General features: G+C 71.5%; 16 protein-coding genes. 12 read left to right on the top strand and 4 right to left on the bottom strand.

The window, feature by feature from the left end; translation table 11 throughout:
• Positions 1–139 precede the first annotated feature (139 nt).
• A complete protein-coding gene (locus tag JKV81_RS17990; RefSeq protein WP_129265873.1) occupies positions 140–670 on the bottom strand; it encodes a TerD family protein in 531 nt (176 codons plus the stop codon).
• Between the two features lie 203 nt (positions 671–873).
• On the opposite strand from JKV81_RS17990, the gene JKV81_RS17995 reads away from it, so the two are divergent.
• From JKV81_RS17995 to JKV81_RS18020, 6 genes are all read left to right on the top strand, one after another.
• The gene (locus tag JKV81_RS17995; RefSeq protein WP_129265875.1) at positions 874–1,479 is read left to right on the top strand and encodes a YdbC family protein; all 606 of its coding nucleotides are present in this window, start codon (positions 874–876) and stop codon (positions 1,477–1,479) included.
• 116 nt (positions 1,480–1,595) lie between these two features.
• Positions 1,596–2,255 (top strand): histidine phosphatase family protein, encoded by a 660-nt coding sequence (locus JKV81_RS18000; RefSeq protein WP_129265877.1) that lies wholly within the window; start codon positions 1,596–1,598, stop codon positions 2,253–2,255.
• Positions 2,256–2,267: 12 nt separating this feature from the next.
• Positions 2,268–3,179, top strand: a complete 912-nt coding sequence (locus tag JKV81_RS18005) for an ADP-ribosylglycohydrolase family protein (RefSeq protein ID WP_129265879.1) — start codon at positions 2,268–2,270, stop codon at positions 3,177–3,179.
• A gap of 311 nt (positions 3,180–3,490) precedes the next feature.
• Complete coding sequence (locus tag JKV81_RS18010; protein WP_202076781.1) at positions 3,491–5,275, top strand: DUF4153 domain-containing protein; 1,785 nt, start codon at positions 3,491–3,493, stop codon at positions 5,273–5,275.
• Between the two features lie 322 nt (positions 5,276–5,597).
• Positions 5,598–6,308 carry a ribonuclease HII gene (rnhB, locus tag JKV81_RS18015; protein WP_099176486.1) on the top strand — a complete coding sequence of 237 codons (711 nt, stop codon included), beginning with the start codon at positions 5,598–5,600 and terminating at the stop codon, positions 6,306–6,308.
• Positions 6,309–6,369: 61 nt separating this feature from the next.
• Positions 6,370–7,041 (top strand): hypothetical protein, encoded by a 672-nt coding sequence (locus tag JKV81_RS18020; protein WP_202076783.1) that lies wholly within the window; start codon positions 6,370–6,372, stop codon positions 7,039–7,041.
• A 90-nt stretch (positions 7,042–7,131) separates the two neighbouring features.
• Here JKV81_RS18020 and JKV81_RS18025 read toward each other — a convergent pair whose 3' ends face one another.
• The gene (locus JKV81_RS18025; protein WP_202076785.1) at positions 7,132–7,764 is read right to left on the bottom strand and encodes a hypothetical protein; all 633 of its coding nucleotides are present in this window, start codon (positions 7,762–7,764) and stop codon (positions 7,132–7,134) included.
• A 228-nt stretch (positions 7,765–7,992) separates the two neighbouring features.
• Positions 7,993–10,164, bottom strand: a complete 2,172-nt coding sequence (locus JKV81_RS18030; RefSeq protein WP_202076787.1) for a RecQ family ATP-dependent DNA helicase — start codon at positions 10,162–10,164, stop codon at positions 7,993–7,995.
• A 112-nt stretch (positions 10,165–10,276) separates the two neighbouring features.
• Between JKV81_RS18030 and JKV81_RS18035 the strand changes: the two genes are divergently transcribed.
• From JKV81_RS18035 to JKV81_RS18060, 6 genes are all read left to right on the top strand, one after another.
• Complete coding sequence (locus tag JKV81_RS18035) at positions 10,277–11,677, top strand: DUF4192 domain-containing protein (RefSeq protein WP_129265887.1); 1,401 nt, start codon at positions 10,277–10,279, stop codon at positions 11,675–11,677.
• Between the two features lie 145 nt (positions 11,678–11,822).
• A complete protein-coding gene (locus JKV81_RS18040; RefSeq protein WP_129265889.1) occupies positions 11,823–12,587 on the top strand; it encodes an NUDIX hydrolase in 765 nt (254 codons plus the stop codon).
• Between the two features lie 146 nt (positions 12,588–12,733).
• Positions 12,734–14,494 carry an ABC transporter ATP-binding protein gene (locus JKV81_RS18045; protein WP_129265891.1) on the top strand — a complete coding sequence of 587 codons (1,761 nt, stop codon included), beginning with the start codon at positions 12,734–12,736 and terminating at the stop codon, positions 14,492–14,494.
• A 181-nt stretch (positions 14,495–14,675) separates the two neighbouring features.
• Entirely contained in the window at positions 14,676–15,542 is an 867-nt protein-coding gene (locus tag JKV81_RS18050) for a FadR/GntR family transcriptional regulator (protein WP_161198828.1), read from the top strand.
• Between the two features lie 324 nt (positions 15,543–15,866).
• Positions 15,867–17,414: an RNA polymerase sigma factor gene (locus JKV81_RS18055; protein ID WP_129265893.1), complete on the top strand. Its 1,548-nt coding sequence runs from the start codon at positions 15,867–15,869 to the stop codon at positions 17,412–17,414.
• A gap of 129 nt (positions 17,415–17,543) precedes the next feature.
• Positions 17,544–18,374, top strand: a complete 831-nt coding sequence (locus JKV81_RS18060; protein WP_202076789.1) for a S1 family peptidase — start codon at positions 17,544–17,546, stop codon at positions 18,372–18,374.
• 115 nt (positions 18,375–18,489) lie between these two features.
• Here JKV81_RS18060 and JKV81_RS18065 read toward each other — a convergent pair whose 3' ends face one another.
• On the bottom strand, positions 18,490–18,723 hold the full coding sequence (locus tag JKV81_RS18065) for a DUF7455 domain-containing protein (protein WP_014153643.1): 234 nt from the start codon (positions 18,721–18,723) through the stop codon (positions 18,490–18,492).
• Between the last annotated feature and the right edge of the window lie 29 nt (positions 18,724–18,752).

Below are 18,752 nucleotides of genomic sequence, written 5' to 3' on the forward strand. Positions count from 1 at the left end.
CCTTCGGGACGGCCGTCACGGTTGGCTCCCTTCGGGACGGTCGTCACGGATCGCTCCCGTCCGTCGGCCGGCCGTGGGTCCGCGCACGTGGATGCCGGCGCCCCCGTCCTGGGAGGCCGGTGCCGCCGGGCTTCCGCCGTCAGGCCGAGCGGTTCCCCATCTCCGCGGCGAAGGAACCGGGGTCGCCGTCGAACCCGCGGATGGCGCCGAGGAAGCCCCAGGAGCCGTTGGAGTCCCGTACGAACTCGGCGACGACCGCGGCCGTCGCCGTCGCCACGCCGGAGAAGTCGTCCTCCGCCAGGTTCGTGTAGCCCTCGCGGATCTGCACGGCCGTGTGCTCTATCTGTCCGAAGGTCTTGTGCCCGTCACGCTGCTGGATGGCCACACCGACCACGACCCTCGCGTACGCGTCCGAGAGCCGGTCCAGTTCGAGCGTCATGACCTCGTCGAAGCCGAACCCCTGACCCGTCCGGCTGTCCCGGTTCAGCGTGATCGTCCCGTCCGGTGACCTGCTGTCGAAGTGCACGAGGTAGACGGGGCTGCCGTAGGGCGCCTCCGTCCCGTACGTCGCCGCGATGATGTCGAGGTCGTTGGCGGGCTCCCCGAAGTCGCTGGGGTCCCACTTGACACTCACCTCGACCTTTTCGATGTCCTTGTTGGGAGTGCTCATCGGACGTGCCTCCTCGCTGCTGGACCGACGGACCGCTTGCGTCCTCAGATCATGTCCGTAACGGTCCGTGGATCCAACCGCGTTGGAAACGGACGTCGTGTTCGGGCCATCGTGTGGCCGGAGTTGTGCGTTGTCGCCCCCCGGCGGGCCCCCGGCCCTCCCGAGGGTGACCCGCGACACGCCGGGCGCCGTACGATGGCGCAGTGCTGGTCAAGTGGATTCGCTGCACCGTGGTGGACCGCCGCGGTTTCGAGCGGGAGCAGCGGAAGTGGGCGGCGCTGCGCGGTGAGCCCGGATTCCGGAGTCAGAGCGGTGGGTGGAGCCGGGGGCGGCCCGATGTCGCCCATGTGTTCGCGTTCTGGGAGAACCGGGTCTTCCACGATTCCTTCATGGCCCGCGGACACGACCCGCTGGCCGCCGCGCAGTCCGGCATGTTCAAGGACATGCAGGTCAAGCTCTTCGAGTACCGCTTCGATGTGAAGACCGGTTTCGTGCCGGACTTCACCGACGCGGACGTGGTCCGCATCGCGCACAGCCAGGTGTACGAGGACCGGGTCGACCACTTCGCGCTCATGCAGCAGCGGGTGTGGAACCCGGCCATGGCGGGTTCGCCCGGCATGCTGCGCGGGGTCTTCGGAGAAGCCCCGGGGCACGAGTTCCTGGTGCTGTCGATGTGGCAGTCGAGCGCCGAGCGCGGCAAGTACCGGCCCGAGAGTGTCACCCGGCTGTCGGCGCGGGCGGAGACCGAGAACGACGTCGCGGCGCTCACGGGAGACGTGGTGCAGCTCGAACCGTCCTGGACGGTCTGAGCCGCCCTCCGAACGGCTCGCGCAGTCCTGCCCCTGGGGCGTTTACTCGGTCACATGCGCCCGATGTGGCCCGCACAACCGCTCGATCGGGCCTGACGGCATCTAGGGTCGGGTCCATGGCACGCCCGCAACGCATTGTTCTCGTCCGGCACGGTGAGTCGGAGGGCAATGCCGACGACACGGTCTACGAACGCGAGCCCGACCACGCGCTCAGGCTCACGGCCAAGGGCCTGCGTCAGGCGCGGGCGGCCGGCGCCCGGCTCCGTGAGACGTTCGGCGACGAGCGGGTCAGCGTCTACATCTCGCCCTACCGGCGCACCCACGAGACCTTCAGGGCCTTCGCCCTCGAACCGGAGCACGTGCGTGCCAGGGAGGAGCCCCGGCTGCGCGAGCAGGACTGGGGGAACTGGCAGGACCGTGACGACGTCAGGCTGCAGAAGGCCTACCGCGACGCGTACGGGCACTTCTTCTACCGCTTCGCCCAGGGCGAGTCCGGGGCGGACGTGTACGACCGGGTCGACGCGTTCCTGGAGAGCCTCCACCGGAGTTTCGAGGCCCCCGACCACCCGCCGAACGTGCTGCTGGTCACCCACGGGCTGACGATGAGGCTCTTCTGCATGCGCTGGTTCCACTGGTCCGTGGCGGAGTTCGAGTCGCTGTCCAACCCCGGCAACGGTGAGTCCCGGACGCTGCTGCTCGGTGACGACGGCCGCTATACGCTCGACCGGCCCTTCGAGCAGTGGCGCACCCCTGAGCCGTACGGCATCACCGGATAGAGTGGCAGAGCGATGACCGTTGACTCCGCTTACGACCGTTTCGAGCGCTCTCTGGCCAGCCTGCGTGGACTGTCCGTGGGAGATGCCCTCGGCTCCCAGTTCTTCGTCCCGGCCCATTACCCCCTGCTCAAGAGCCGGGACCTGCCGCCCTCCGAGTGGCAGTGGACCGACGACACCGAGATGGCGTGTTCCGTACTCGCCGTGCTGGCCGCGCACGAGCGCATCGACCAGGACGCCCTCGCCCTGTCCTTCGCCCGGCGCCACGACTTCGACCGCGGGTACGGACCCGCGGTGAACCGGCTGCTCAGGCTGGTCCGTGAAGGCGGTGACTGGCGGGAGCTGGCGTCCGCCCTCTTCCAGGGGCAGGGCTCCTGGGGGAACGGCTCGGCGATGCGCATCGCGCCGCTGGGTGCCTGGTACGCGCACGATCCGGAGCAGGCCACACATCAGGCCGAGATCTCTTCGTACACCACCCATCAGCACCGCGAGGCCGTCGTGGGCGCCATGGCCGTTGCGGCGGCCGCCGCCCTCGTCGCCGCGCCGGGAGGGCCGCCGACGCCCGAGGACCTGATCGACGGAGTCGTCGCCCTCGTGCCGCGCAGTGCCGTCGGCGCCGGGCTGCGCAGGGCGCGCGACATGCTGGACTACCGGGACGCGGGGACGGTCGCGGCGGTGCTCGGCAACGGCCGTCGTACCAGTGCGCACGACACGGTGCCGTTCGCCCTCTGGTCGGCGGCGCGGAACCTCGGCGACTTCGAGCAGGCCTTCTGGGCGACGGCGCAGGCGGGCGGGGACGTGGACACCACCTGCGCCATCGTCGGCGGAATCGTCGCCGCGGAGCCCGCCGGCGCCCCTCCGGCCGACTGGCTGGCCCGGACGGAGGAGCTGCCCGACTGGGTGCCCCTCGCCCCGACGCACCGCTGAGCGTCCGCCGAGGCCAGCTCCGGGGACCGTCGCGGCGCTGAGCGTCCGCCGAGGCCGGCTCCGGGCCCGCGTCGTGGCGCTCTCTTATGGCAGCGGTGTACCGGTTTGCGGCGCTCCTGTGGCCCTGTGTGCCAGTTTTACTGTCACGGTCCTGCCACAGCGGTGGCCCCGGACAGCCGAACAGCCCGCGCCCGACTTACTCTTTCGGCCACGCCGCCCGCATCGATCTTGGTGGGCGTGCGCCTAGAGACGCCGGGCCGTCGCGCCGCGATGTGGCCGCACGAGCGGACTCCGGTGGGGGGAGGGGTCCCATGTCCGATCAGTCGTCCGACGCGTCCAGCCGGCCCGCGTCGTCACCGGAGTCCGGCGACGACGCGGTGCGCACTGCTTCCGATGCCGTGCCCGGGCAGGGGAGTGAGCCTCCGGCCGGGAGCCCCGGCCGGGCGAAGGCGGAGGGGAAGCCGGCGCGGGCTTCCACCCCGACCGTGCCGCCGCAGGACGCCGGCCCGGATGTGCCGAAGGTGCCCGCCTACCTCAAGGCGCCGCAGACCGATGTCTGGCAGCGCCCCGGACGCCACCAGCCGGTCGGCCTGCTGACACGCCTGCGGCCTCCGGCCCCGCCCGCGATCGGAGCGGCGACGCTCGGCGCGGTCCTCGCCACGGCCCTGCTCAGCGCCCTGCTGCTCGGCGACGGCCTGGGCCCGAACCTGCTGATCGTGGCCGTGCCCGCCGCCCTGGGTGCCTTCTTCGCCGCACGCTCGGCAGGGCGCAGGCTGCGGCCCTGGACCGCGGTCTGGGCGGTCGGCGGCCTTGCGCTGCTGGCGATTCCGGCGCTTCGCGAGGCGGGATGGCCGGTGTTCCTCGCCGTGGTCTCGGCCCTCGCCCTGGGCTCGCTCGCCCTGCACGGAAGCCGCAGCTGGCCGGGTGTGCTGCTCGGGTCACTGGGGCTCTTCCCCTCGGCCGCGGCCGGCGTGCGCTGGGGATGGCACGGGGTACGCGACCGCGCGGACGACTCCCGGGGACGGGTGCGCACCGTGGTGCGGAGCACGGCCGTGGCCGTCGTCCTGCTCGTCGTGTTCGGCGCCCTCTTCGCCTCCGCGGACGCCGCCTTCGCCGACCTGCTGGGCAACCTCACCCCCGATGTGTCGGTCGGTGACGGCCCCTGGCGCCTCTTCCTCTTCGTACTGGGTCTCGTCGGAGCGCTCGCCGCCGCGTACAGCGCCGCGGCACCGGTGCGATGGGACGGCATCACCGTCCGGCCGGGCAAGGCCAGGAACAGGGCGGAGTGGGCGCTCCCGCTGATCGTGCTCAACCTGCTCTTCGCCGCCTTCATCGCGCTCCAGCTCGTCGTGCTCCTCGGCGGGTACGACAGGGTGCTGGAGGAGACCGGCCTGCTGCCCGCCGAATACGCCCGGCAGGGCTTCTGGCAGCTCCTCTGGGCCACCGTGCTGACGCTGATCGTCATCGCTCTCGCCCTGCGCTGGGCCCCGCGCGGCGGACCGGGTGACCGGACGCTGGTCCGCAGCGTTCTCGGCACCCTGTGCGTCCTCACACTCGTCGTCGTGGCCTCCGCGCTGCGCCGCATGGATCTCTACGTCGACGCCTTCGGGCTGACCCGGCTGCGGATCTCCGTGGCCGCTGTGGAGCTCTGGCTCGGAGTGGTGCTGGTCCTCATCCTCGCGGCCGGTGTCTTCGGCGCCAGACTGCTTCCGCGTGCCATCGCCGTGAGTGCGGCCGCCGGCGTACTCACCTTCGGGCTGATCTCGCCCGACGGGCTGATCGCCCAGCAGAACGTCGAGCGGTACGGCAGCCACAGGACGATCGACATCGACTACCTCAAGGGGCTCTCCGCGGACGCCGTACCGGCTCTGGACGAGCTGCCGGAGCCGCTGCGGTCCTGCGCGCTGGAGAACTTCCAGCGCGACCTCGCGGACCTGGACGCTCCCTGGTACTCCTCCAGCTGGGGCGAGGTCAGGGCCCGGGACATCCTGGAGGAGCACCCGGTGCAGAGCCACGAGGTCGACTGCTACCGCCTCGGGACGAAGTCGGACGGACGGGAAGGGCACGAGGGCGAGAGCTCCTACGACCCGTACTGACCGGAGCTGACCGGAGCCGTCCGCCACCGGTCGAGCAGGACCCCCGAACACCTGCTTGCGACAGGGGTGTTCGGGACGTGTGAGACGCGGCAGGACCGGTGGCGTCTCGACCTCCGCCGGGTCCGTCCGGTGTCCTCGGGTGGGTCCGTCGGGCGTCCGCCGGCCGTCCGCGCGGTGGAGCCACCTCCGCGTCCGGTTCCTCCGGCGGCTCTCCCGGGGCACCGGACGGCGGTGTTCCGGACATGGCCGGACACGTCCAGGGGTGCTGCAGGGTGCCCCGGGGTGTTCTTGCCGTGCCCATCGGCGTAACCTGGCAGGCGCCATGCCGTACGAACCACCCACGCACACCGTCGAGCGCTCGCTGCGCGCCACATCCGGTGCCAGGACCGTCGCAGGTGTCGACGAGGTCGGACGCGGAGCGTGGGCCGGCCCCGTCACCGTGTGCGCGGCCGTCACCGGACTCCGCCGACCCCCTGAGGGCCTCACCGACTCCAAGCTGATCAGTCCCAAGCGACGGGCGGAACTCGCCCCGATGCTCGAGAAGTGGGTCACCGCCTACGGGCTGGGGCACGCGTCGCCCCTGGAGATCGACGACCTCGGCATGACCGCGGCGCTCCGTCTGGCGGCCGTCAGGGCGCTCGAGGCGCTGCCCGTGCGACCGGACGCCGTGATACTCGACGGCAAGCACGACTACCTCGGAACGCCCTGGAACGTCCGTACCGTGATCAAGGGTGACCAGTCCTGCATCGCCGTCGCCGCGGCCTCGGTGATCGCCAAGGTCCACCGCGACACGATGATGGCCGAACTGGGCGCGGACACGGGGCAGTACGCAGACTTCGCCTTCGGCGCCAACGCCGGTTATCCGTCACCGGTGCACCGGGCAGCGCTGGAGGAGCGGGGACCTACGCCTCACCATCGCCTCAGCTGGGCCTACCTCGACGCGCTGCCCAAGTGGCAGCACCTGAAGAAGGTCCGATTCTCCGCCGAGGCGGCGGCACTGGAAAGCGGGGGCCAGCTCGGCTTCGACTTCTGATCGCGCAGGCGTACCCAGCCGCCGCCGACGTGTCCGCGTCGGCTGTGAAAGACAACCATTCATGCCTCTCATCCCCGAGGAGCCTCAGATTCCCGAGAGCGCCCAGGGTCCCCGCGTCACACCGGCCGCCGGCCGCACCGCGCCGACCCCCCGTCCCGTACCCGGTCCGCGTTCCGCGGCCACCCCGCGTCCCGGAAGCCCGGGTCGCGGCACCGTGCGGCCCGCGCCTCCGGCGCAGCGCCCGCACCCCACGCCCGCCTCGTCCGCTGCTCCGGCGGCCCCCGCCGCTCCGGCGTCGGCCGCTCCGGCTCCCGCCGGGCGGAAGCTGCCGGAAGAACCTTCCGCAGCGCAGTTCCAGCTGATCCCGGCTCCGGCCGGCGGCGCGATCGACGCCGCCGAGGAGGCCGTCGACCTGCTGCTCGACTCCGGTCGTGCACCCGGCGACATCCTGGTGCTCACCACCGGCGAACAGCACCCCTGGGCAGCTCACGAACTCTCCTTCGGAGAGTCCTCGTACTGGGCCCAGCACGACGCGGGTGACGACGTCTTCTTCGCCCGTACGGCCAACGCCGACCGCTGCGCGACCCGCTCCGTGGTCGTTGTCGCCGTCAACGGTGACCTCGACGAGGCCGCTGCCCGTGCGCTGTCCGGTGTGCGGGAGCGCGCCGGTGCGCTGCTGATCGTGTGCGGAGAGCCCCAGACGGTCAACTCGGCTCTCGGCGCGGGGGTCTGAGCCCTCCGCCCGAAGGCCCCGCCGTCCGTGAGGCCGCCCGATCCGTGGGTCCCCGCCGTCCGTGAGGGCGGTGGGGACCCACGGCCCGTTTCACCGGGCGGCGCTGCGGCGCAGTGCGTCGGCCGCCCCGCCCCCGGTGCTCAGCGGAACGGGGTCATGATCGGTGGTCGTGTCGGCCAGGGCCGAGGGCGTGGACAGCAGCGTCGGCCTGCGGCCACCCCGCCCCTCGCCGAGCACCTGCCAGCCCCCGCGCGTCAGGGTGATGTAGGCCCCGCAGCGCAGACCGTGCAGCGTGCAGGCGTCCCGCAGCCCCCACATCCACGCCCCGTCCTCCTCCGTCCAACGCTCGTCTCCCTCGCGGCAGTAGAGCAGGACGGCGGTACGCACCGGAGTGCGGCGGCGCAGATCGTGCGGGATCACCCGACGCAGATGCGCCAGGAGAGCGTTGCGGAACTCCCAGCCGTCCGTGGCCGCGGTGGACCGCCGGGCGAACGAGGCGCTGGCCGTGAGCCGTTCCTCATGGTCGAGGACCGCGACGACCGCGGTCGCCGGGGTCGGCCGGTGCCGTGCGTGGAGGCCGCTGACGACCTCGCGCGGACTGCGCAGCAGTGGTATGCCGGCCGCCGCCCACTCGGCCGGTTCGAGCATCCTGGCGACGTGGTTGACGGAGCCCGCGGACGCCGACAGTGAAGTGGCTGCGGACGGAGCGAATCCGAAGGTCACGGTCCTCCCTTCGCTACGCGCCCACGGTGCGGGCAGGGTCGAGTGAGGGCGCGCCGCGGCACAGCCCTTCCGGGCCCGCGAAGAGACCGTGCGGGGAGCGACTCCAATTCTTCCTGGCGTATCGGCAGGCGGCAACGAGCAATTGGCGCGGGTGACGGGTATCTGACGGAATGACACGGATATCCCTGCCTCTATCCCTGCCCGTTCGACGGTGAACGAAGCCCTCCGTCATGCCTGGACCGCGAGGACCAGCGGAAACACCCCCTCCGCTCCCGCTCGTCGGAGCAGCCGTGCGGCGACTGCGAGGGTCCAGCCCGTGTCGGAGAGATCGTCCACGAGCAGGACGGGCCCTCCCGCCGTGGCGAGCGCCTCCGCCAGCGTGTGCTCCACGACGAGGGCCTCGTGCAGCGCCTTCACGCGCTGTGCGCTGTTGGTCTGGGAGATCCGCAGGTCCTCGCTGCCCGGGGCGTAGGTGACGGTGCCCAGCAGAGGCATCCGGCCGACCTCGGCGATACGGCTGCCGAGCGACTGGACGAGCTGGGGCCGGCGCCGCGAGGCGACCGTGACCACACCGACCGGCCGCGGGGCCGCGTCCGGGGCCCCGGAGGCCCAGCCGCCCGGGCCCTTCGCCCAGTCGGTGATGACCGTGACCACCGCGCTCGACACGTCGTCGGGGACGGGGGCGTCCTGCGCCTGCGCCGCGAGCAGCGGCCGGAGCCTGTTGCCCCAGCCGATGTCGGAGAGCCTGCCGAGCGCCCGGCCGGGCAGGGCCAGCTCACCCGCCGGGATGCGGCCCTTGAGGTCGACCCCCACCGCGGCGAGGCCGGTGGGCCACATCTTGCGCGGCTCCACCTCCACCCCCGGCCTGCCGAGCTCCCCACGGGCCCCGTCGAGCGCCGCGGTGGAGACCTTGTCGTCGAACCGTGGGCCCGCGCAGTTGTCACAGCGTCCGCACGCGGTGGCCTCCTCGTCGTCCAGCTGGCGTCGGAGGAACTCCATGCGGCATCCGGTCCCGGACGCGTAGTCGCGCATGGCCTGCTGCTCGGCGGCCCGCTGCCGCGCGACCCAGGCGTACCGCTCGGCGTCGTAGACCCACGGTTCACCCGTGGAGATCCATCCGCCCTTCACCCGCTTCACCGCACCGTCGACGTCCAGCACCTTGAGCATCGTCTCCAGCCGTGTGCGCCTCAGATCGACCAGAGGCTCCATGGCGGGCAGCGACAGGGGACGTCCGGCCTGGGCGAGGACGTCCAGCGTCCGGCGGACCTGCTCCTCCGGAGGGAAGGCGACCGAGGCGAAGTACTGCCAGATGGCTTCGTCCTCCTTGCCCGGGAGCAGCAGGACCTCGGCGTGCTCGACTCCACGCCCCGCGCGCCCGACCTGCTGGTAGTAGGCGATGGGCGAGGACGGCGACCCCACGTGCACGACGAAGCCGAGGTCGGGCTTGTCGAACCCCATGCCGAGCGCGGACGTGGCGACCAGGGCCTTGACCCGGTTGGCCAGGAGATCGTCCTCGGCCTGCTGCCGGTCGGCGTTCTCCGTCCGGCCGGTGTACGAGACGACAGGATGCCCGCACTGGCGGAGGTAGGCCGTGATCTCCTCGGCGGCGGCGACCGTGAGCGTGTAGATGATGCCCGAGCCGGGCAGCTCGCCGAGGTGGTCGCCCAGCCAGGCCAGACGGTGCGCGGCGTTGGGCAGTTGCAGCACCCCGAGGCTGAGGCTCTCCCTGTCCAGCGGTCCCCGGAGCACCAGCGCGTCCGTCCCCGCCCCGGTGCCGAGCTGATCCGCGACATCCGCGGTCACGCGGGCGTTGGCGGTGGCCGTCGTGGCCAGGACGGGGACGCCGGCCGGAAGATCGGCGAGCATCGTCCGCAGCCTGCGGTAGTCCGGCCGGAAATCATGGCCCCAGTCGGAGATGCAGTGGGCTTCGTCGACCACCAGCAGACCCGTGGCGGCGGCGAGGCGCGGCAGCACCTGGTCCCGGAAATCGGGGTTGTTCAGCCGCTCGGGACTGACCAGCAGCACGTCCACCTCGCCCGCCGCCACCTCGGCCTGGACGGTGTCCCACTCCTCGGTGTTGGAGGAGTTGATCGTGCGGGCGCTGATTCCCGCCCTGGCGGCCGCGGCCACCTGGTTGCGCATCAGGGCGAGCAGCGGCGAGACGATCACCGTGGGCCCGCTGCCCTGGGCGCGCAGCAGCGATGTCGCCACGAAGTACACCGCGGACTTGCCCCACCCGGTCCGCTGGACGACCAGTGCTCTGCGCCGGTCGGCGACGAGGGCCTCGATGGCCCGCCACTGGTCCTCGCGCAGCCGGGCGGTGCCGGTGGCGTCCCCGACCAGACGGGCGAGTACGGAATCGGCCGAGGCCCTGAGCTCTGCGCGGTCTTCGTTGGTCATGCCCCCATGCAACCCGATGCCTCCGACAAACCGCGAACGGCGGACCGTGCCTGTGGATAACCAGTTATCCACAGGGGTCGCGGAAATCGGCGGCTCGCGGGACCGTCATGCCATGAACAAGCACGACGAATCCACCGGACCGTCCGAGTCGCAGCAGGTCACCCTGCGGGGCCCCGCCGAACTCGCCGATGCCCTTCCGTACCTGATGGGTTTCCATCCGAACGACAGCGTGGTCATGGTGGCCCTGCACGGCGGCCGCGGCCGCTTCGGGGGCCGGCTCAGGCTGGGGATCCCACCCGAGCCCGAGGAATGGGCGCCGGTCGCCGACCAGCTGGCGCGCAGCCTGATCGTGGGAAGCGAGAAGCGCGAATCCCGCCCCGACGCGATCGTCGTCTTCCTCTGCCAGGACCCGGCCGAGGGGGAGAGCCCCGCGCAGACCATGGAGCGGCTGAGGCCACTCGCGCAGCACCTGCGTACGGCCTGCGGTGCGCTGGACGTTCCCGTACTGGAGGCCCTCTGCATTTCCGACGGCCGTTACTGGTCCTACTGCTGCCCGGACGAGCGCTGCTGTCCGCCCGAGGGCAATCCACTGGCGCTCCCGGGGACCACGGTGATGGCGGCCGCTGCGGCGTACGCCGGTGTCCAGGTGCGGGGCTCGCTGCGGGACATGGAGGCGCGGCTCATGCCATGGGGCTCCTCCGCGGCGGCGCGGGAGCAGGAGCGGGCGCTGGATTCGGCCGGTGCCGTTCTGGTGTCCCGCATCCTCGATGCCGACGGGCGCGGTGAGGTGTCGCGAGACACTCTGGCGCTCGCGTACGACCTCATGAAACGCCTCGGTGACGCCCCGGCCCCCGGGGCCGCGGGGACGGACGGCGGGGATGACGGCCTGATCTCACCCGACGAGGCGGCAGCCGTGATTCTGGGCCTCCAGGACCGTGAGACCAGGGACCGGGCCGCCGAGTGGATGGAGGGCCCTGAGGCCGGGACGGCGCTGCGGCTGTGGAGCGCGCTCGCCCGCCGGTGCGTCGGCCCCTACGTGGAACACGCCGCGGCGCCGCTCACGCTGGCCGCCTGGGTCTCCTGGTCCACCGACGACGAGGCGGGAGCCAGGGTGGCACTGGGGCTCGCCCTGCGGGCCGATCCCGACTACACGTTCGCTCAGCTGCTGCACCAGGCGTGCAACCAGGGCCTGGATCCGGAAACGCTGCGTCGCTGTCTGCGTGGGGAGCGCACCCTTCGCGAGCGCGGTGGCGACGGGGGCTCTCCGGAACACACGGCCCGGAGCGCGGAGCGACGGAGCGCGCCTCGGGCGCCGCGCACTCCGGCGCCGAGGCGTAAGCGGAGGACGGCTGACCGGCCGGCACCGGAGGCCGCGTCCCGCCCGGGCTCCGTGTCCCGTCCGGGCGCGGCCCCTCGACCGGGTGCGGCCCCTTCACCGGGCAAGGCGGCGAGCCGGGGCGGGGCCCGTGACATCAGGCGGCCGGGGCCCCGAGGCGCCAGGAGCCGCGACTGACGTGCTCCCGGGCGGGACGCGCTCCCGGGCGGGCGGAAGCACTTCCGTGCGCCGACCCCGCCGGACAGGGAGGAAGTGGTGCAGCGCGTGGAACGGGTGTGGCGAAGGGAGTGTTTATCGTCAGGAAGACGACTATGATTTCGGCATGCCGCCCTACGACCCGTCGACCTTCCCGCCCTTCGCTGTCACCGTCGACCTGGTTGTCCTCACGGTGCGACGTCACGCCCTCTGCGCGTTGGTGGTCCGCCGTGGCGAAACGCCGTTCCAGGGGCGGTGGGCGCTACCGGGCGGATTCGTCAGGGCCGACGAGGATCTCGGTGCGGCGGCAGCGCGGGAACTCGTCGAGGAGACCGGGCTCTGCGCACACGACCCGGTGGCCCCCGCCGTCGGGAACGGTGCCCATCTCGAACAGCTGGCCACGTACGGCGATCCGGGGCGCGACCCCCGGATGCGGGTCGTCAGCGTCGCGCACCTCGCGCTGGCGCCCGACCTCCCGGCCCCGCGAGCGGGCGGGGACGCGAACAGCGCCCGCTGGGCATCGGTCGAGGACCTCCTCGGTCCGGGCGGCGGCTACACCCGCGACGGGGAGCAGTCGGCGCCACTGGCCTTCGACCACGCGAAGATCCTCGACGACGGGGTGGAGCGGGCCCGCTCGAAGATCGAATACTCCTCGCTGGCCACGGCGTTCTGCCCGCCGGAGTTCACGGTCGGCGAGCTGCGCAGGGTGTACGAGGCTGTGTGGGGTGTGGTCCTGGACCCCCGGAATTTCCACCGCAAGGTCACGGGCACGCCCGGCTTCCTGGTGCCGTCCGGGGGGACCACCACACGGCAGGGAGGCCGCCCCGCGCAGCTGTTCCGGGCCGGAGCGGCGACCGTGCTCAACCCCCCGATGCTGCGGCCGGAGGTCTGAGAGGGGCCCCGACCGTGGGCCCGTCCGGCGTGCGTGCGCGGAACGCCCACGGAAGCACCGTTGCGCAAAAAGTCTGAAATGTCGCGTTATCTTGCTGGGGTACTCCACCCTGCCGCCGAGCGGTCTCACCCTCAGCGAGAGAAGCGATGCTCCAGGCCATCGGACTCACCAGCACCCCCCACCGCGACCGTCCGCCCGTCGTGGACGACCTGACCTTCGAAGCCCCGCCCGGCAGCGTCACCGCGCTCCTCGGCGCACCCGGCTCCGGCAAGACGACGGCCCTCCGCTTGATGCTCGAACTCGAAGGCGGCAGGGGCGTCACCTACTTCAAGGGCCGCCCGCTGCACCGCATCGGCCACCCCGCCCGGGAGGTCGGGGTGTTGCTCGGGGACGTGCCGGGGCATCCCGCGCGCACCGCGCGCGGTCAGCTCCGCATGCTCTGCGCCGCAGCGGGAGTTCCCGCCTCGCGAGCCGATGAACTGCTCGAGGTCGTCGGTCTCGCAGGACTGGGTGACCAGCGCCTCGGAACGCTCTCGGCCGGAATGGACCGGCGGCTCGGCCTCGCCTCGGCGCTTCTCGGCGATCCCCATACTCTCGTGCTCGACGAGCCCACCGAGGGTCTCTCGCCCCGTGAGAGGAGCTGGCTCCACGGTCTGCTCCGCGCGCACGCGGCCCAGGGCGGCACGGTCCTGCACGCGACCGGCGACCCCAAGGAGGCCGCTCGCGCGGCCGACCGCGTGGTCACCATCGACGAGGGGCGCCTCGTCGCCGACCAGGACGTCGCCGACTTCTCGCGGACCCGCCTGCGGCCCCGGGTCGCCGTGCGGACCCCGCACGCGGCCCGGCTGGCCGCCGTGCTGAGCCGGGAGGCCCGTGCGGCCCAGCGCTCCGTCGAGGTGGTCGCCGAGGACGGCAGCCGGCTGTCGGTGTACGGCAGCAGTTGCGCGGAGGTCGGGGACACGGCGTACCGGCACGGCCTGCCCGTCCATCAACTCGCGGACGAGACGGGGGACGCAGGCCCGGTGGCCGCCCCGGCCCGTGGCACGGGTGATGTTCCAGTGAGGACGGTCCTGCCGGGGCCCGCCTCGGCGGTGGCGATCTCGAAGCTGCCCCCGCCGATCCCCGTACGCCCGGCCCGGGGTCCGCTCAGGCCCCTGCGGTACGAACTGCGCCGTCTGTTCGGCGTCAGGACAACCGCCCTGATCATGGTGGCCGTTCTGGTCGTCTCGGCAGCCGTCTCCGTGCTGCTGGCGCGTTCCGGCAAGGTGCCTCTGCCGGATCTGCTGGTCGCCTGGCCGGACCTGCTGCCGCTACCGCCCGCCGCGTTCGCCGCAGGGCTGCTGGGTGCGCTCGCCTTCGGCGACGAGTTCCGGTACCCGGCGCTCGCCGCCGGCCGGGGGACGGTCCCGCGCCGTCTCGGTCTCCTCATGGCCAAGCTGGTCGTCTCCGCAGGCGTGGCGCTGCTGATCGCCCTGCTCTCCGTACTGGCGGACGCCGAAGCTCTGCGTCTCGTGTACGGCGGCGACTTGGTGGCGGTACCGGAGAACGCGCCGCAGCTCGCGGCGAGTTGGGCGGGCCTGTCGGTCGGGTGCGCCTGGGCAGGGCTGCTGGGGGCCGGTGTGTTCCGGCTGACGGCCGCCGGCGTCGCGGCCGTACTGGCGGTTCCGGTCCTTGTCGTGCCGCTGATGCAGAAGCTTCTCGCGGGGCCGTCCGCCCGTTCGATCACCGGACTGCCGGGCCGGCTGCGTGAACTGGGCTGGGCGCAGTGGCCGTACGAGACGGACCGCTTGGCCATGGCCGCCGTGCGGGTCGTGGCTCAACCCGTGGGGTTGGCGCTTTCCTTGTCGTTGTCTGCCTTGATCTGCGCGTATGTGTTCACCAGCCTTCGGGGAAGAGCTCGTTGGTGATCGTTTCGCCTGAGCTCAAGGGCTACTTACGGACAACTCCCCTGAAAGAGCATGATTTCTACCGATAACGCGTCAATTGAGGGGCGGGTGCCGATCACCCTTTCGTGTGCTTTTCAGCAAAGACCTCAAGGGCCGGGTGAGCCGCGCCGACAAAGGATGCGTGAGTACCCTTGCGCACACCATGATGACCGCCGCCCGCTCCGCCGACTCCGGCCTCGCCGGCCCGGGCGAAATCGACCGCTACCCGTACACGGAGGCCCCGGCCGGCGAGCGTGCCGCCCTCCGTTCCTGGGGCGGTGCCGAATCCGATCTGGGGCGGGCGGGCCGGCGTGGCACGGCCAGTCGTGGCCGTGGACTTCACGGCCAACTGGTCCAGCAGCTCGGCCAGATGATTGTTTCCGGTGACCTCGGTGCCGACCGGCCGCTCGTTCCGGAGGAGATCGGCCAGCGATTCGAGGTCTCCCGCACCGTTGTGAGGGAGTCCCTGCGCGTTCTCGAGGCGAAGGGCCTGGTCAGCGCCCGGCCCAACGTGGGCACCCGGGTGCGTCCCGTGAGTGACTGGAATCTGCTGGACCCCGACATCATCGAATGGCGCGCCTTCGGTCCGCAGCGCGACGACCAGCGCCGCGAGCTGGACGACCTCCGGTGGACCATCGAGCCGCTCGCCGCCCGGCTGGCCGCCGGCCACGGGCGCGAGGACATTCAGCAGCGCCTCGGCGACATGATCGAGATCATGGGGCACGCGACGGGCCAGGGGGACGCCATCACGTTCTCCCGGGCGGATGCGGAGTTCCACGCCCTGCTGATCCAGGCGGCGGGCAACCGCATGCTCGAACACCTCTCCGGGATCGTGTCGGCGGCCCTGCATGTCTCGGGCGGGCCCGTCACCGGTTGTGACCGGCCCGCAGAGGCCTCCCTCGGGCACCATGCGCGGATCGTGGAGGCCCTCGCCTCGGGTGATTCCGCCGGTGCCGAGGCCGCCATGCGCCAGCTGCTGGTCGGGCACACCGACGGCGAGCGGGTGGTTCCCGCGCCTCGCGAGCACTGAACGCCGCGAGACCGGGGTATGCGGACCGTGTGCCGCCGGACCCTCGCGGTTCGGCGGCATGTTTGTACGGAGATGTGACCTCTGGGTCTGTTTGTCGCGGATGGGGTGTGACTGGGGCCACGCGAATTGGGCGTAACACTCCTCGAAACAGTGCGATGACTTAAGAGGTGACCGCCGCGGAAGGAATACAGCAGCCACACAGTGCGCTGTGCAGTTCTGAGGCCAAGCCCGCGCCGTCGGCGACATCCCCAGCCGGCGGTCGTCGGTTCCAGCCCTCTCCAGGGCCGGGCCGGAAGCCGTTTCCATCGTTCCGAGAGGTTGTTCGTGTCGGCCAGCACATCCCGTACGCTCCCGCCGGAGATCGCCGAGTCCGAGTCTGTGATGGCGCTCATCGAGCGGGGAAAGGCTGATGGGCAGATCGCCGGCGATGACGTGCGTCGGGCCTTCGAGGCTGACCAGATTCCGCCAACCCAGTGGAAGAATGTTCTGCGCAGCCTCAACCAGATCCTCGAGGAAGAGGGTGTGACGCTGATGGTCAGTGCCGCGGAGTCGCCTAAGCGCGCCCGCAAGAGCGTCGCAGCGAAGAGCCCGGTCAAGCGCACCGCCACCAAGACCGTCGCCGCCAAGACGGCCGTGACGCGGACCGTCGCGGCATCTGCCGCCCCGGCGGCCCAGAGCGCGGACGTGGCGGCCGACGACGCTGCCGTTGCCGCTCCTGCGAAGAAGACAGCAGCCAAGAAGACGGTTGCCAAGAAGACCGCCGCGAAGAAGACCGCGGTCAAGAAGACTGCCGCGAAGAAGTCCGGCAAGCAGGACGACGAGCTGCTCGACGGCGACGAGGCCGTCGAGGAAGTAAAGGCCGGCAAGGGCGAGGAAGAGGAGGGCGAGGGCGAGAACAAGGGCTTCGTCCTCTCCGACGACGACGAGGACGACGCGCCTGCGCAGCAGGTTGCCGTCGCCGGCGCCACGGCCGACCCGGTCAAGGACTACCTGAAGCAGATCGGCAAGGTCCCCCTCCTCAACGCGGAGCAGGAGGTCGAGCTCGCCAAGCGCATCGAGGCCGGTCTCTTCGCCGAGGACAAGCTCGCGAACTCCGACAAGCTCGCACCGAAGCTCAAGCGCGAGCTGGAGATCATCGCCGAGGACGGCCGCCGGGCCAAGAACCACCTGCTGGAGGCCAACCTCCGCCTCGTGGTCTCGCTGGCCAAGCGCTACACCGGCCGCGGCATGCTCTTCCTGGACCTCATCCAGGAGGGCAACCTCGGTCTGATCCGTGCGGTCGAGAAGTTCGACTACACCAAGGGCTACAAGTTCTCCACGTACGCCACCTGGTGGATCCGCCAGGCGATCACCCGCGCCATGGCCGACCAGGCCCGCACCATCCGTATCCCGGTGCACATGGTCGAGGTCATCAACAAGCTCGCGCGGGTGCAGCGCCAGATGCTCCAGGACCTGGGCCGTGAGCCCACCCCGGAGGAGCTGGCCAAGGAGCTCGACATGACCCCCGAGAAGGTCATCGAGGTCCAGAAGTACGGGCGCGAGCCGATTTCGCTCCACACCCCGCTGGGTGAGGACGGGGACAGTGAGTTCGGAGACCTGATCGAGGACTCCGAGGCGGTCGTCCCGGCGGACGCGGTGAGCTTCACCCTCCTCCAGGAGCAGCTGCACTCCGTGCTCGACACCCTGTCCGAGCGTGAGGCGGGCGTCGTCTCGATGCGTTTCGGTCTCACCGACGGCCAGCCGAAGACGCTGGACGAGATCGGCAAGGTCTACGGGGTGACGCGTGAGCGCATCCGTCAGATCGAGTCCAAGACGATGTCGAAGCTGCGCCACCCGTCGCGTTCGCAGGTTCTGCGCGACTACCTCGACTAGACCGAGGTCAGACATGGGCCGGGGCCCGGAACCGAAGAGGTTCCGGGCCCCGGCCCATGTCCGCATGCGATCGGCACCGGGGCGGATGACGCTGAGTGGGCACTGTTCACCTCGGCGTCAGGAGCCTCCATGCCCCGCGTTCTCGTCCGTGTCCTTCCCGCCGCGCTCACCCTGGCGGCCGCTGCGGCGGTGATACCCCTCGGTCCCCCCGCCCCGGCTGCCGCGGACAGCATCATCGTCGGCGGGAAGCCGGTGGCCGTCGCGGACAGTCCGTGGACCGTGGCCCTGTCGAGCCGTGACCGGTTCGGGGGAACCCGCGCGGGCCAGTTCTGCGGCGGAGTGGCGATCGCACACACCAAGGTGCTGACGGCCGCGCACTGCCTCAGGGACGACGTCCTGGGGGCGTCCGTCACGGAGGTCCGGGACCTGAGGGTCATCGCGGGCCGGGACGAGCTGAGCGGCCCGGGCGGTCAGGAGATCCCCGTGCGGTCGTCATGGGTCAATCCGGGCTACGACCCGCACACCAACGCCGGGGACCTCGCGGTTCTCACGCTGGACCGGGCGCTGCCGGAGAAAAGCGTCATCCCGATGGCCGGGGCAGGGAACGCGGCGTACGAGCCGGGCACCGAGGCCACGGTGTACGGCTGGGGGGACACGACCGGCTACGGCGCCTACGCGTCCGGTCTGCACGCCGCCACGGTGCGGGTGCTGCCTGACAGCGACTGCGCCCGGGCGTACCCCGGCGGCACACAGGGCGCGTACGACGCCTCATCGATGCTCTGCGCCGGTGACACCGCCGGCGGGCGGGATGCCTGCCAGGGGGACAGCGGAGGCCCGCTGGTGGCCCGTGGGCGCCTCATCGGGCTCGTCTCATGGGGCAGCGGCTGCGGGAGCCCTGGAAGCCCCGGTGTGTACACACGAGTGTCCGCGGCGATCCGGTGGATGGCCGACCGGACCTGACCACGGAGAACGGACCTCGCGTCCGGGCGTACGAGAACGGGCGGCTTTCCCCGAGGGGAGGCCGCCCGTCGGCCGGTCCTGGACCGTACCCATGGCTCGTCGTGGATGCGAGGTGTCAGTGTTGTTCCTCGTCGGCAGCACTGGCCTGCACGGCAGTGAGCCGATCTGTCTCATCCTGTATTTCCGCGGCGATCTTCTTGAGTTCCGGCTCGAACTTGCGCCCGTGGTGGGCACAGAAGAGCAGTTCACCGCCGCTGATCAGGACGACGCGCAGATAAGCCTGGGCGCCGCAACGGTCACAGCGGTCTGCTGCGGTCAGCGGGCTCGCGGGGGTCAGAACAGTAGTCACGTCGCCTCTTCTCTAGCTCGACGAGCTGT

It is taken from the genome of Streptomyces silvae (assembly GCF_016745505.1).
Taxonomy (GTDB): domain Bacteria; phylum Actinomycetota; class Actinomycetes; order Streptomycetales; family Streptomycetaceae; genus Streptomyces; species Streptomyces silvae.

Bases quoted from the DNA above. Each gene is read 5' to 3' on its own strand.
- JKV81_RS17990 (WP_129265873.1), bottom strand. From the start codon at position 670: ATGAGCACTCCCAACAAGGACATCGAAAAGGTCGAGGTGAGTGTCAAG.
- JKV81_RS18000 (WP_129265877.1), top strand. From the start codon at position 1,596: ATGGCACGCCCGCAACGCATTGTTCTCGTCCGGCACGGTGAGTCGGAG.
- JKV81_RS18005 (WP_129265879.1), top strand. From the start codon at position 2,268: ATGACCGTTGACTCCGCTTACGACCGTTTCGAGCGCTCTCTGGCCAGC.
- JKV81_RS18010 (WP_202076781.1), top strand. From the start codon at position 3,491: ATGTCCGATCAGTCGTCCGACGCGTCCAGCCGGCCCGCGTCGTCACCG.
- rnhB (WP_099176486.1), top strand. From the start codon at position 5,598: ATGCCGTACGAACCACCCACGCACACCGTCGAGCGCTCGCTGCGCGCC.
- JKV81_RS18020 (WP_202076783.1), top strand. From the start codon at position 6,370: ATGCCTCTCATCCCCGAGGAGCCTCAGATTCCCGAGAGCGCCCAGGGT.
- JKV81_RS18030 (WP_202076787.1), bottom strand. From the start codon at position 10,164: ATGACCAACGAAGACCGCGCAGAGCTCAGGGCCTCGGCCGATTCCGTA.
- JKV81_RS18035 (WP_129265887.1), top strand. From the start codon at position 10,277: ATGAACAAGCACGACGAATCCACCGGACCGTCCGAGTCGCAGCAGGTC.
- JKV81_RS18040 (WP_129265889.1), top strand. From the start codon at position 11,823: ATGCCGCCCTACGACCCGTCGACCTTCCCGCCCTTCGCTGTCACCGTC.
- JKV81_RS18045 (WP_129265891.1), top strand. From the start codon at position 12,734: ATGCTCCAGGCCATCGGACTCACCAGCACCCCCCACCGCGACCGTCCG.
- JKV81_RS18050 (WP_161198828.1), top strand. From the start codon at position 14,676: ATGATGACCGCCGCCCGCTCCGCCGACTCCGGCCTCGCCGGCCCGGGC.
- JKV81_RS18060 (WP_202076789.1), top strand. From the start codon at position 17,544: ATGCCCCGCGTTCTCGTCCGTGTCCTTCCCGCCGCGCTCACCCTGGCG.